The sequence below is a fragment of the Paenibacillus sp. FSL R10-2788 genome, assembly GCF_038003885.1.
In the GTDB taxonomy this organism is placed as follows: Bacteria; Bacillota; Bacilli; order Paenibacillales; family Paenibacillaceae; genus Paenibacillus_AQ; species Paenibacillus_AQ odorifer.
Window position 1 is genome coordinate 5,169,421 of record NZ_JBBOQA010000001.1, and the last position, 12,074, is coordinate 5,181,494.

Here is a 12,074-nt window from a genome sequence, read left to right on the forward strand (position 1 = left end):
ACTAAAAAGCGCAAAGCCGCACCGCTTTTAGCGAATAGTTTAGTGTCTCACTACACCTGATTGTACCAATTTAACCCCATTCGCCAAGCAGTCTCCAACCGGGCAGGTCTTCTCAATGAATGCCGCAAAAGCTTCTGCTTTTTCTTGGCTTTCTGTCGTTTTGAAGTGCATCACAAAACGAATTTCCTGGAAACCGCTTCTCACATCCGCCAGCCCCATGAACCCATCTGGGTCCAGATCCCCTTCAAGCTCAACGTACAACTCTTCATACGAGAATCCATACCCATCCGCAAAAGCAGCAGCAACGATGGACTGGCATGCTCCCAGCGCACACAGAAGCGCTTCAACCGGATTCATCCCTTTATCTGTTCCACCTAAATCTTCAGGTTCATCGATCAAGATTTTAAAACCTCTGGATTGAGCCTCAACCTGCAAACCTCCTGGCAATTTTGTGGCAGTAGCTTTAAACGTAGTTAACATAATATAACCTCCTTTTATTTTGTGAAAAAAATAACTTACTCTCGTGAAAATAGTAACAATCTTTTAGTCCAAAGTCAATAGTTAGCTAAGTAAGTATAATTATTCTTTTCAAGAAGCTTAAATGAATGACATTTCAGGAGTGAGACCAGCACACTTTTGTGGATCTAGGTAGGGCGTTTGCCAAAAGGAGTCACCTACCTTATCGATGGAAACCGTCTGTGGGTTACCCATCTCGCAATATTCAGCTATCAATATAGCCGACTAGGGGACGGGCCCCTAATTCTAAAGAAAGTAGACATTATGCTATGTGTTCCTCGCATAATGTCTACGCTTCTAGCAAAACAATCAAGTATTCCTGGTATTAATGGATAATTGTATACGTCGAATTCACTTTAACGTTTCTTTCAATTGTGTTTCTCACCGGTGATAGTTTCATGGCTTGTGCCACCAACTCATTTACCTGTGTTTCATTTGCGTTACTGTCCACATTAAAACGAACGTTTATTTCATCAAACCTGAATCCCCTTCTCTTAAGCCTAAGAAAACGTTCAGATCTATTTCGCCAGTAACATCAACTTCTACCGAATATACTTTAATAACCATACCACTAGCTGTTGCAATGAATCCAACACCTACACAAGCGCCAAGTGCACTTAACAAAAGCTCAACCGGATTAGGCCCTTTTCCAGTTCCGGATAGCCACTCTGGTTCATCAACGGATACCGGCTTATAGTCTCCAACCTCGGCCTCCGAGTAAAACCCATCTTTCCATTTAACTGTAGAAGCAAAACTTGTAATCGCCTCCTCAGGGTTTTTCTTATATTTTTCTGCCAAGCTTCCGAGCATATTTACATCTACCCGTTCATTTTACCCATGTTTAGGACTCCTCTATTTTACAAATTCATAGACCGATCTTAAGTGAATACGCGCATGTCCTTTATGACTTTTTAGGCGGGATCGCGCAACCTTCATCAGTACATAGTCCTGCACTAGAGGTTTCATCAGAAAGAATTTCAAACTTAGCCGCCGGATGCTCTTCTTCCCAGACTTTCTCCAACACTTGAGAAAAAGATCCTATCGGCTGTGCCCCTGAAACTGCATATTTTTGGTTGAATATAAAGAACGGTACCCCGCTAATGCCAACGCGACGAGCTTCATCTTGATCATTTCGTACTTGATCTGTATAGAGATCCTTAGTTTTCAATACTTCAAGAGCTTCTTTTCTGCTTAATCCAACCGCTTCTGCAATATCGGCCAGTGTATCATGATCTCCTACATCCCTTGATTCAGTAAAATGAGCAATAAGCAATTTTTCATTCAATGCTTTTTCTTTATCATTCGTTTTTGCCCATTTTAATAAACGATGAGCATCCAGTGTATTTGTGGGTTTTAGGCTATCTAATTGAAAGGATAATCCCACGTTCTTGGCTTGTTGAGTTAAGTGGCTAAGAAATTCTTTCGCTTGTTCTCTTCCGCCAAACTTAGAGGTTAATTTTTCCACAAAACTTGTCCCATCATATGAAGAAGCTCCCGGATCAAGCTCAAAGCTTTTGTATTCAATACTTATTTCATCTTTATATGATAATCCTTCTAAGGCTCGCTCCAGATTTTGTTTACCAATATAGCAGAATGGACATGCAATGTCAGACCATATTTCAATTTTCATATGTCTACCCCTTTTCAGTATTTGTTATTCGTCATATGCAACCAGTGCATTCACTCCATGAGCAAGAGCAGAACCAGCTTTTAAAGCAGTGGCTACCATAATCGACTCTGCCAGCTCTTCTTTGGTTGCTGCGGATTTTTTGGCTGCTTTCGTATGAATATCAATGCAATACGGACACCCAGTAGTATGTGCAACCGCAACCGCAATCAATTCCTTTTCCTTGCTACTGAGTATACCGGCTTTCAACGCCTTCTGATCAAAAGAACCAAAGGCTTTAAAAGCATCACCGCTTAATTGGGTAAACTCCCCCAGCCGATTGATATAAGAGGCACTGTACAGCTCGTCGTCTTCGGTTTCATCATATGCATTTAATGCATTAACGCCATGGGCCATCGCCGAACCAGCTTTGAGGGCGGTTGCAACCATAATCGATTCTGCCATTTCCTCTTTCGAAACACCATTTTTCTTAGCTTGTTTGACATGAGCCTCAATACAATAAGGGCATCCCGTGGTGTGGGCTATAGCAATTGCAATCAGTTCCTTAAATTTAGCTGTAAGCTTACCTTCGGCCAATGCTAACTTTTCAAAGGATACAAACGCCTTAAATATTTCTGGAGAAAGTGAGTTGAATTCTCCAATACGTTTAAAACTCGATTTTTTAAATAAACTGTCCTGATGATTCATATAAACCCCTCTATTCATTAGAAATTTTTAGTTAATATAATATGCTCAGTGCCTCACTTGTAAACGGAAGTAATTCTTATATAAAGAGGCAACTCCTTGACTCCAACCTCTTGTTTCTTTTCCATTTGTACGTTTATCCATGTAGTTAATGATCGTACTCTTTAATAAGACCTTCTAAGTTGGTGTCGTACCGTTCCTTATGAAAGTTTGTTATATACCTCAACAGCACTCTGCAGAAAATGTTCAATCTCTTCGCGTGATTTACGGAGCTTGTTGACATATCGAGTAAGCTCTTTACCATCGGCATAGGCTACAAAGCTTGGAATACCCTTAATATTTTGTTCTTCACTCACAGTGCCAACATTATCTACATCCACCTCAATGAGATCCAGATCATTCGCAAATTTCTCTTCAACTTCAGGCATGAACGGATCAATGAATTTGCAGTCGGGACACCAGTCTGCTTTAAATACAGCAACTGTGATTTTGGGTGAACGGATAGCTGTATCAAAATCTGATTTAGAGGAAACTTTATTCATTTTAATATCTCCTTTTTATAAATGTATTGGTTTACCATTCCATTAACTTTCCCATATTTCCAAACTTTCTATCGGTTAGGACATTTTAATTATTTTCCAAAGAATCAATAAACTTCTCGCTATCCATGGCTGCCATGGCTCCGGTTCCTGCTACAGTAATAGCTTGACGATAGCGAGCATCCTGTGGAAGCAAGCTCACCTGGAATATTTGTTATTGATGTACCGGGTACTGTAATGATATAGCCGTTCTCATCCGTATCAATTTGACCATTTATAAATCCAGTATCTGGATGATGGCCGATGGCTACGAATACACCACCTGCATCTAGGATCTCCTCTTCACCGTAAGCATTGTTCCGGACTTTCAACCCTGTCACTCCACGCTCTCCCACAACCACCTCAAGAGGGGTCTTGCTCAAAGCCACTCAATTTTAGGATTTGAACGAGCGCGACCTTGCATGATTTTTGAAGCTCTCAGTTCTTCTCGACGATGAACCACAGTAATTTTGGAAGCAAATCGTGTTAGAAAGTTTGCCTCTTCCAAAGCTGTATCGCCTCCACCCACTACGATGAGTTCCTTATTTCTAAAGAAAAATCCATCACAAGTGGCACAAGTACTAACTCCCCGGCCTACATTTTCTGTTTCGCCTGGTATTCCTAAATATTTAGCGCTAGCACCGGTTGAAATGATCAGAGTTTCAGTAATGATCTTGCCTTTTCCATCGACTTCCAGTCTAAATGGTCGTTTATCCAAATCGATCTTCTTTACCCAACCATTAATAAATGTAGCCCCAAAACGCTCTGCTTGTTTACGCATATTATCCATTAATTCAGGGCCCATTATGCCATTTGGGAATCCAGGATAATTTTCAATTTCGGTTCTTGTTGTAAGCTGTCCTCCGGGTTCAAGTCCTTCAATGATGAGTGGATTCATATTAGCACGGGCCAGATAGATTGCTGCGGTCAGCTGTTCCTACTATTACAGATATATATATACTATCCCTCTCAATTTATTAGTTTTCACAGTACTTAAGAATAATATTATTTACTATTCAATTGATTGATTGAACTATAGCATCGGAATCCCTCTCCGTCAACACATAAATAAGCCGACAGAGCAGTTGCTTGGTATCCCCGAATGATGACAACGGATTGGCACCTTTAATGCATATGCTTTGTTCTTCAAATTACATTCTTTTGACTTGACTCTACTCGGGAGGTTTATGTTAAAATTCTAATAATCAATTGAATTACCATAAACTCAATTAGGTAAGTTAATACGAAAAGAGGTTGATAATAATGGAGGAAGAGCTGAACTCTGCTAAAATTTTCAAGGAAGATCTATATAAGCAATTTGCTAGAATCGGAAAATGTTTATCCAGTGATAAGCGCCTTGAGATCTTGAATGTACTATCCAATGGTTCCAGAACCGTAGAAAAAATAGCTACTTGTACAGACATGAATATTGCGAATGTATCCCGCCATCTTCAAGTTCTGCTCGATGCAAAACTGGTTAAATTCTCGAAAAAAGGAACATACGCGATTTATTCTTTGGCCGATTCAGAAATCATCGAATTTCTTTCCTCTTTATGGCGGATCAGTGAAAAACAGCTCCCTGACATTAGCAGACTGAAAGATGATTTCTTAAACAATCTTGATGATGTTCATACGCTTACAATGGATGAGGTTAGGGAGAAGCTTAATAATGATTCAATAATTTTGGTAGATTTACGTCCTAAAGAAGAGTATGAAATGGATCATATTGCTGGAGCAATTTCGATACCAATGGGAGAGTTAGAGATATTTATAAGAGATATACCGAAAAATACAGAAGTCATCGCATATTGCAGAGGTCCGCTGTGTGTCTACTCAGCTCTGGCCACTCAAAAACTACAATCTGAAGGATTTACAGCTTTTCGGATGGAAGAGGGCTTAAATGAGTGGCAAGAACATTTTCAAATTCATTAAGCTGACTTCTTAGAACCGACGAAGAACAATTTATTCTATACTTTTTTTCATAACTAAAGGACTTCAAGGCCATATAATTGGTCTCTGAAGTCCTTTTTAAGTAGACAAAATTTTAAAACGAATTGGTACTTTTTAGAATACTATCTTCTTTCCGGTGAAACTGCGGTAATACTGTTTATGAGCCTCAAGTAATTCATCCAACAACGCTTTAGCCGAGTCACCGCTTTGAACCAGTGGATTAGACGTAAATGCTTGCAGAGCCGTTGCGTAGTTCCCCGTAACAGCGGCTTCAATCGTTAATTCCTCCATGGACTTCATTAATTGTAATAAACCGCGTTCACTGATCGTTCCCTTATTGCGTGTACTTACAACCATCTGAGTTCCTTTGTTGTTATGAATGGAGTTAATGATCTCACAGGAAGCATCACTATAGTAGGCCCCTCCTCATTTCGCAAGTTCTTCTGGCTTATGATCCAAATTTGGATCTTTGTAAAGTTCAAATAAACGCTCCTCTAGGCGCTTCACTACTTGTCCACGAGTCCCTTCTCCCTCTGCTTCTTCAAGTTCCTCTTGGATCATCGCATCTGTCATGTAATAGTACCGATGATATGGGCATGATAGCATGTCTAATTGGACAAGCTGTTCATGCAGGAATCGCATGTTTTTAATATTTTCAACGATTTTCTCTGTTTTCGCATCAGGACCATACAGTTTTTCAATCGCTTGGAGAGTAAGATCTTGGCCGTCGTCACCATAAATCTTATGCCAATGCAAATGATTAATCCCCGCGAATTTAAAAAATAATTCATTTCCATTCTTCTCGAGCACTGCAGATTCATTTTTCACAGCCACAATGGGGACTTAAGTTATATCCTTTAAAATTAACTGTAGGTAAAATCTTTAAATGTTATTTTCTTAGCTAATCATTATTCATTAACATCCGATCTACAGTGTCTCAGAATTTACAAAAACTTCGCAGCTTCGGCATTGTCAAAATTGAAGTCAACTACACCATTGCTGATGTCAGAGTGAAACAATTAATTCAAGTACGCGATGAACCGGCACGTCCTTCATCGATCACCGGTGAGGTGGAAGCCCGAATTATTGCGCTAGCTTGTTCCGAGCCTCCAAAGGGGTACGCTCGCTGGAAAATTCGTTTGTTGACGAGTCGAGTCATCGAACTGAATACTTGGATCTTGTCGCGGAATGGTTAAAGCGAGAGTTTGGCGTTTCGATGAGTGTGCTTGTAATCAGTGCTATGCTCAAACTGATAAAATTCATTTATACGAAGGCTACTTAGACGCTTACTAAGGCTGATGAAGAAGCCCAAGCATATTATCTTAGAATGCCATACGTTTGCTCTGCTCAAAAAGCAGGTAGAAAATGAAAAAATCAAGTTTGAGGATGAATCGTTCTTACTAAGGCCTGCAAGAAGATGTGACTAAAAAAACAAATAAGCAAATCACAATTTTATTCAAACACAACTCTAGCAATTGATTGAGGGCCTGCCCATTTATATCAAGGCTTATCTGCCGAATTTAAGCTGCGAAAATTGAGTTGCTAATCTCTTGAGGTGACTTAATTTTCGATAAAGGTAGCCTTTTTATGCAAAAAAACACTGAAAGCCAGCGGATTTTTACTCGCAGTAAACGTCCACTGGCTTTTTCACTTCAGAGGAGGAGAATGTTCCGGATTATATTTATCAAAATTTTTGAACGACATTCAGTTACATCGAGAAAATCCCAAATTGGTGTCCAGTATTGTCACTTAATCGTGCAAATGTAACATTGGACGCATCCGTAACCGGTCCCCAGATAACTTTCCCACCATTTGTCTTGGCTTTTTCAATCATTGCCACAACATCTTCTACTATCACATAAAATGTTGAGTATTCTTCAAGCTTGTTTGCAGTGTGCAGAATACCGCCTGTTGGCATTTCCCCATCTCCTTGAAGCACTGCATCATAATTCACACCAGGCAGATCATTGTTTGCTTTAAACTTCCAACCAAACATCTTGCTGTAAAAATCTTTTACCTCTTCAGGTTGGTTTGCTCCAATTTCGAACCAGGCAACGCGATTAAATTGTGGTTTGTCCATGTCATAATCTCCTTTAATTATAAAAATTATAGTTTACCATCTGCTAACATGGTATGTGTATACTTTACTCGTAAATTTGTATATAGTAATTTAAAAAATTAGGTATATCCCATCTTTTCTTTTAAATAATAAGGAGTGTATAACTTAATGGACAATACCGATATTGAGATATTAAAACAGCTAAAAAAAAATTCCAGAATTCGCGAAAATAAGTTAGCCCAATTGATTCATATGACACCACCATCGGTTTCTGCAAGAATAAAACAACTGGAGGATAAAAACGTTATAAAAAAATATACAATTGAAGTTGATCCGTCTAAGCTTGGGTATACCCATCAGGTGTTTATCGAGACTGAAATGACGCATCTTAGTCATAAAAGATATTTAGAGTTTATTCAATCCAAACAACAATTTATTCTCCACCATTATAGAATTTCTGGACAAATGAATTATATGATCCAAGGTGGATTTCCTTCTAATGAAGAGCTGAATAACTTTTTGGAACTATTAAACGAATATGCGAATTACAAAGTCCTACACATTATCTCTGAGCTAATTTAAACCGATTAAACAACGAATTAGATGCTATAGACTATAATTGACAATAAAAAAGCGGATAAGAGGTTATAACAATGCAGGATGAAATGAACTATATTCCAACGCATATCAATGTACAGGGAGCCAATGCGAATAACTTGAAAAATATTAATATTGATATTCCTTTGAATCGTTTAGTTGCGATTACTGGGGTATCAGGATCAGGCAAATCGTCTTTAGCGATGGACACGATCTATGCTGAAGGAACAAGACGATACTTAAATGCCTTGTCCACATACACACGGCGTCGTATTAAACAGGTGGGACGTTCAGATGTGAAAGCAATTAAGAATCTCCCTTCAACGATTGCCTTACGCCAACGACCAGACACACCCGGCATTCGCTCAACAGTGGGAACGCTGACCGAAACCTTGAACATTTTACGGTTGATTTTTTCACGTTTAGGTTCTCATGTTTGTCCAAATGGACATCGTCTTGAGCCGACACTGCGAGTAGCAGAAGTCATGGATTTCATGGGGACAGATGAAAGAATGGGGATTATTAACTGCCCTACGTGCGAAGTCCCTTTCATGGTCTATGGTGCGGAAAGCTTTGCATTCAATTCAGATGGAGCTTGTTCAACTTGTCAAGGAACAGGAGAAGCAAGAGAAATTCAGTTAAAAAAGATTATTCCAAATCCTGATTTAACTATTAAAGAAGGTGCCGTGGCATCCTGGCGTTTACCGGGCAGAACGCATATGCATTTACTAGCGGAACAGCAAGGTGTTCGCTTAGATCTTCCCTTTAAAGAACTAACGGATAAAGAGAAAGAAATTGTTCTTCATGGACCAGAAGTAAAACGAGTCATTGTGGTTCCAACTTCAACTGGGAAATCTTTTGAACTTAATGCCAAGTACGAAAACGCTTTTGTAGCAGTAGAAAACAGCTTTAATACTGCCAAAAATGAAAATACCATCAAGCGATTAAATCGGTTTTATGATGTAGGGTGTTGTTCCAGATGTCATGGAACTCGCTATAATCCCGAACTATTTTCGACGCTTATTATGGGCAAAAATATTGCAGAAGTCAGCCATTATGATTTATTACAGCTAGAAGAGTTTTCAGATAAATTAGTTAGCTGGGTACCTGCCGAAATGAAAAATATGGCTGAACAACTTTCAAAAGAGTTGAGAGAACTTATAGAACCAATTGTCGCGCTAGGTCTGGATTATTTAACTTTAGATAGAGCAGGGAACGGCCTCTCAACAGGAGAATTGCAGAGAATTCAACTAGCTCGTACGATTCGCAATCAAATGACAGGGATTTTATATGTTTTGGACGAACCAAGTGTTGGTCTCCATGCAGAAAATGTGCAAGCTTTAATACAGATTATTCGGCAGATTATTAGACAAGGTAATTCGGTTCTCGTCGTTGATCATGATGTGGCCATCTTAGAAGCAGCGGACTATTTGATTGAAATAGGGCCTTTATCTGGTGAAGATGGTGGAGAAGTTATAGGTGCAGGAACTCCAAGTGAACTATCTACTAATGATCAGTCGGTTATTGCTGCTTACTTAAATAAATCAGCAGAGCTTGTTGTTCGTAACATTCAAGATGCTAACCAGCTGGATAAGATGATAGTTACAGTTAAAGGTAAAAACAATATTCATGAGGTTCGTGCGGAGTTTGTATTGAACGGTCTCAATGTTGTGACAGGGATTTCAGGATCAGGCAAGACCACATTAGTATTAGACAGTCTCGTCCCCGCTATGAAAGCCAGATTGGCAAAGGAAAAACTTCCCGACCATGTTGCGTTAACAGGCGAAGGAAAGATCAAGCAAGTCGTAGAAATTGACTCAAATCCAATTGGGAAAAATATTCGTTCTACAGTATCCACTTACTCTAAAATTATGGACAAGCTGCGCAAACTCTTTGAAACGGAAGCGGATCAGACACATGCATTCAAGGCAACTGATTTTTCCTATAATAACAATTCAGGAGCTTGTACTTATTGTGAGGGTACAGGAAGTGTAAATCTAGATATTCAGTACTTACCAGATATTGTTGAAGTCTGTCCACAATGTCAGGGCAAACGATATAAAGATGAAATATTAGATGTTACTTTGCAAGGAAAGAATATTGCGGAAGTACTGGAATTGACGGTTGCAGAAGCACAATCTTTCTTTGAAAATCAATCCAGTATCTCTAAAACATTGAAAGTTTTAAATGAATTAGGTCTTGGTTATCTACATCTAGGCGAAAGCACGCCAGCACTTTCTGGTGGAGAAGCACAACGATTAAAGCTGACTTACTATTTAGAGAAAAAACAAGCAAACTACTTATTTATCTTTGATGAACCAAGTATTGGATTGCATCCTCGAGATGTTGCTACATTAGTGGGTGTATTAGATAAATTGGTGCAAAGTAAAGCAACAGTAATTGTAATTGAGCATGACTTAGATGTGATCGCTAATGCTGACTACATTGTTGATATGGGGCCAAATGGGGGACGCTATGGAGGTCAATTAATGGCAAATGGTTCTGTAGAACAAATTTGCAGAACAACATCCAGTGTTACTGGAAAATATATGAAGAATTATCTTGCATGAATCAATTATATCGTTCCTACATTCTTTAGATATTAAAGTAATTTGGCTGTTTTCCTTTTTTAATAATGTAATGATTTTTTATTACACGATAAAATTATAATATAAACCGATTAGGTTATTAAGAATGAGCAAGTGGTACTTTGATTCAAATTGGGAAGTTACAGAGCTCAAATAACTTGATAAATTTAAAGGAGGATTTTCGATGTATATTACACAAATCAGGAATGCAACGTTAAAAATAAAGTATGGTAAAAAAATCTTTTTAATAGATCCTATGCTCTCTAAAAAAGGTGAAATTCCTCCATTTGCACCACCACATGCACCGATGCCTATGTCTGGAAATTTGGAGAGTAATCCTCTAACTGAATTGCCAATGTCAGTTAATGAAATTCTAGAAGGCGTGGATGCATTGATTGTAACGCATTTGCATCCAGATCACTGGGATCCTGCGGCAAGTGAACAAATACATAAACAAATTCCTTTATTTTCGCAAAATGAAGATGATGCAACTACACTTCGTGAGCAAGGGTTTAAGAATGTTTATGTAATAGGTGATAAGACACATTTTGAGGGAATTTCTTTAACTCATACCAATGGAAAACACGCAAGTGTTGACGAGATGCTAGCAATATCAGGTCCTGCTTGCGGTGTTGTCTTTAAGCATGAAAGTGAGAAGACTGTTTATTTATTAGGTGATACCGTTTGGTATGACGAAGTGGAGAAAAATCTACAAAAATATCAGCCGGATGTTGTAATTATTAACGCAGGTAACAATCAATTTGAAATTGGTGGGCCGTTAATTATGGGGGCAGAAGGTGTATTAAAAGTACATCAAACTCTTCCAGAAGCTGAATTGTTTGCAACCCATATGGAGGCAGTTAATCATGCTTATCTAACACGTAAAGAGTTAAAAGACTTTGCAAGAGAGCACGGATTTGACGCAAAGTTTTCAGTTCCGGAAGATGGGGAGAAATTAGAGTACTAGGTCGTGTCTGAAAACTCTTCATTGAGTCAATTTAGAATGACTTGGCCAACTTGTCGTAACGAGTAGCCACATGGCGAAAGTGTTTAATTTTATTGAAAAAGCACTCCACTAAGTGGCGTTCTTTATACCGATACCAATCGACGTTCCATGGGTTTGGACTATTCGCTTAGGCGGGATGGTGTTGGATGCCTGCTTAGCTGTAATCCAATTCCGAATCGCTTCGGAGCCATAGGCTTTGTCGTCAAGAATATGACCGAAAGAACGCGAATGGATCGAACGGGTTCGGCTGGTGTGGACAACTTGAATACCCATACGATCTTGTCCTTGTATGAAACCTTTACACCTGAACACGCATTAGCCTTGGCAGAACGGTTGGAAATCCATTACACCCCTAAGCATGGCAGCTGGTTGAATATCGCAGAAATTGAACTCAGTGTTCTGACGATTCAATGCCTGAACCACTTGCTTAAATTCATGTGTTAAAAATACAAAATGCCGGAAGTACAAC

The 12,074-nt window shown here is 39.0% G+C and carries 12 protein-coding genes and 3 pseudogenes; 6 read left to right on the forward strand and 9 right to left on the reverse strand.

The window, feature by feature from the left end:
• Positions 1–39 precede the first annotated feature (39 nt).
• The 7 genes and pseudogenes from NSQ50_RS23020 to NSQ50_RS23045 form a co-directional block, all read right to left on the reverse strand.
• Positions 40–480, reverse strand: coding sequence for an OsmC family protein (locus NSQ50_RS23020; RefSeq protein ID WP_076222806.1), 441 nt, complete (start codon positions 478–480; stop codon positions 40–42).
• Between the two features lie 361 nt (positions 481–841).
• Positions 842–967 (reverse strand): hypothetical protein, encoded by a 126-nt coding sequence (locus tag NSQ50_RS31650; RefSeq protein ID WP_370511378.1) that lies wholly within the window; start codon positions 965–967, stop codon positions 842–844.
• Between the two features lie 14 nt (positions 968–981).
• Complete coding sequence (locus NSQ50_RS23025; protein ID WP_081386851.1) at positions 982–1,326, reverse strand: OsmC family protein; 345 nt, start codon at positions 1,324–1,326, stop codon at positions 982–984.
• A 91-nt stretch (positions 1,327–1,417) separates the two neighbouring features.
• The gene (locus NSQ50_RS23030; protein WP_076222808.1) at positions 1,418–2,146 is read right to left on the reverse strand and encodes a DsbA family oxidoreductase; all 729 of its coding nucleotides are present in this window, start codon (positions 2,144–2,146) and stop codon (positions 1,418–1,420) included.
• 24 nt (positions 2,147–2,170) lie between these two features.
• Positions 2,171–2,830: a carboxymuconolactone decarboxylase family protein gene (locus NSQ50_RS23035; RefSeq protein ID WP_143760453.1), complete on the reverse strand. Its 660-nt coding sequence runs from the start codon at positions 2,828–2,830 to the stop codon at positions 2,171–2,173.
• A 197-nt stretch (positions 2,831–3,027) separates the two neighbouring features.
• Positions 3,028–3,369: a thioredoxin family protein gene (locus NSQ50_RS23040; RefSeq protein ID WP_076222812.1), complete on the reverse strand. Its 342-nt coding sequence runs from the start codon at positions 3,367–3,369 to the stop codon at positions 3,028–3,030.
• An 85-nt stretch (positions 3,370–3,454) separates the two neighbouring features.
• Positions 3,455–4,336 (reverse strand): annotated as a pseudogene (locus NSQ50_RS23045) (NAD(P)/FAD-dependent oxidoreductase).
• A gap of 332 nt (positions 4,337–4,668) precedes the next feature.
• Between NSQ50_RS23045 and NSQ50_RS23050 the strand changes: the two are divergent.
• A complete protein-coding gene (locus tag NSQ50_RS23050) occupies positions 4,669–5,337 on the forward strand; it encodes an ArsR/SmtB family transcription factor (RefSeq protein WP_076222815.1) in 669 nt (222 codons plus the stop codon).
• Between the two features lie 132 nt (positions 5,338–5,469).
• Here NSQ50_RS23050 and NSQ50_RS23055 read toward each other — a convergent pair.
• A pseudogene (locus NSQ50_RS23055) lies at positions 5,470–6,198 on the reverse strand (family 4 glycosyl hydrolase); the annotation flags it as partial.
• An 89-nt stretch (positions 6,199–6,287) separates the two neighbouring features.
• On the opposite strand from NSQ50_RS23055, the gene NSQ50_RS31655 reads away from it, so the two are divergent.
• On the forward strand, positions 6,288–6,551 hold the full coding sequence (locus NSQ50_RS31655; RefSeq protein WP_076222821.1) for a helix-turn-helix domain-containing protein: 264 nt from the start codon (positions 6,288–6,290) through the stop codon (positions 6,549–6,551).
• Positions 6,552–7,063: 512 nt separating this feature from the next.
• Here the strand turns inward: NSQ50_RS31655 and NSQ50_RS23065 are convergent.
• A complete protein-coding gene (locus NSQ50_RS23065) occupies positions 7,064–7,435 on the reverse strand; it encodes a VOC family protein (protein ID WP_076222823.1) in 372 nt (123 codons plus the stop codon).
• Positions 7,436–7,582: 147 nt separating this feature from the next.
• Between NSQ50_RS23065 and NSQ50_RS23070 the strand changes: the two genes are divergently transcribed.
• The 4 genes and pseudogenes from NSQ50_RS23070 to NSQ50_RS23090 form a co-directional block, all read left to right on the forward strand.
• Positions 7,583–7,996: an Lrp/AsnC family transcriptional regulator gene (locus NSQ50_RS23070; protein ID WP_076222824.1), complete on the forward strand. Its 414-nt coding sequence runs from the start codon at positions 7,583–7,585 to the stop codon at positions 7,994–7,996.
• A gap of 71 nt (positions 7,997–8,067) precedes the next feature.
• Positions 8,068–10,581 carry an excinuclease ABC subunit UvrA gene (locus NSQ50_RS23075; protein ID WP_076222825.1) on the forward strand — a complete coding sequence of 838 codons (2,514 nt, stop codon included), beginning with the start codon at positions 8,068–8,070 and terminating at the stop codon, positions 10,579–10,581.
• 202 nt (positions 10,582–10,783) lie between these two features.
• Positions 10,784–11,566, forward strand: a complete 783-nt coding sequence (locus tag NSQ50_RS23080; RefSeq protein WP_076222826.1) for an MBL fold metallo-hydrolase — start codon at positions 10,784–10,786, stop codon at positions 11,564–11,566.
• A gap of 291 nt (positions 11,567–11,857) precedes the next feature.
• Positions 11,858–12,025: pseudogene (locus NSQ50_RS23090) on the forward strand (transposase); the annotation flags it as partial.
• Positions 12,026–12,074: the final 49 nt, after the last annotated feature.

Excerpts from the sequence above, each read along its gene's own strand:
- NSQ50_RS23020 (WP_076222806.1), bottom strand. The coding sequence starts at position 480 with ATGTTAACTACGTTTAAAGCTACTGCCACAAAATTGCCAGGAGGTTTG.
- NSQ50_RS23030 (WP_076222808.1), bottom strand. The coding sequence starts at position 2,146 with ATGAAAATTGAAATATGGTCTGACATTGCATGTCCATTCTGCTATATT.
- NSQ50_RS23070 (WP_076222824.1), top strand. The coding sequence starts at position 7,583 with ATGGACAATACCGATATTGAGATATTAAAACAGCTAAAAAAAAATTCC.
- NSQ50_RS23035 (WP_143760453.1), bottom strand. The coding sequence starts at position 2,830 with ATGAATCATCAGGACAGTTTATTTAAAAAATCGAGTTTTAAACGTATT.
- NSQ50_RS23025 (WP_081386851.1), bottom strand. The coding sequence starts at position 1,326 with ATGCTCGGAAGCTTGGCAGAAAAATATAAGAAAAACCCTGAGGAGGCG.
- NSQ50_RS23050 (WP_076222815.1), top strand. The coding sequence starts at position 4,669 with ATGGAGGAAGAGCTGAACTCTGCTAAAATTTTCAAGGAAGATCTATAT.
- NSQ50_RS23080 (WP_076222826.1), top strand. The coding sequence starts at position 10,784 with ATGTATATTACACAAATCAGGAATGCAACGTTAAAAATAAAGTATGGT.
- NSQ50_RS23040 (WP_076222812.1), bottom strand. The coding sequence starts at position 3,369 with ATGAATAAAGTTTCCTCTAAATCAGATTTTGATACAGCTATCCGTTCA.
- NSQ50_RS23065 (WP_076222823.1), bottom strand. The coding sequence starts at position 7,435 with ATGGACAAACCACAATTTAATCGCGTTGCCTGGTTCGAAATTGGAGCA.
- NSQ50_RS23075 (WP_076222825.1), top strand. The coding sequence starts at position 8,068 with ATGCAGGATGAAATGAACTATATTCCAACGCATATCAATGTACAGGGA.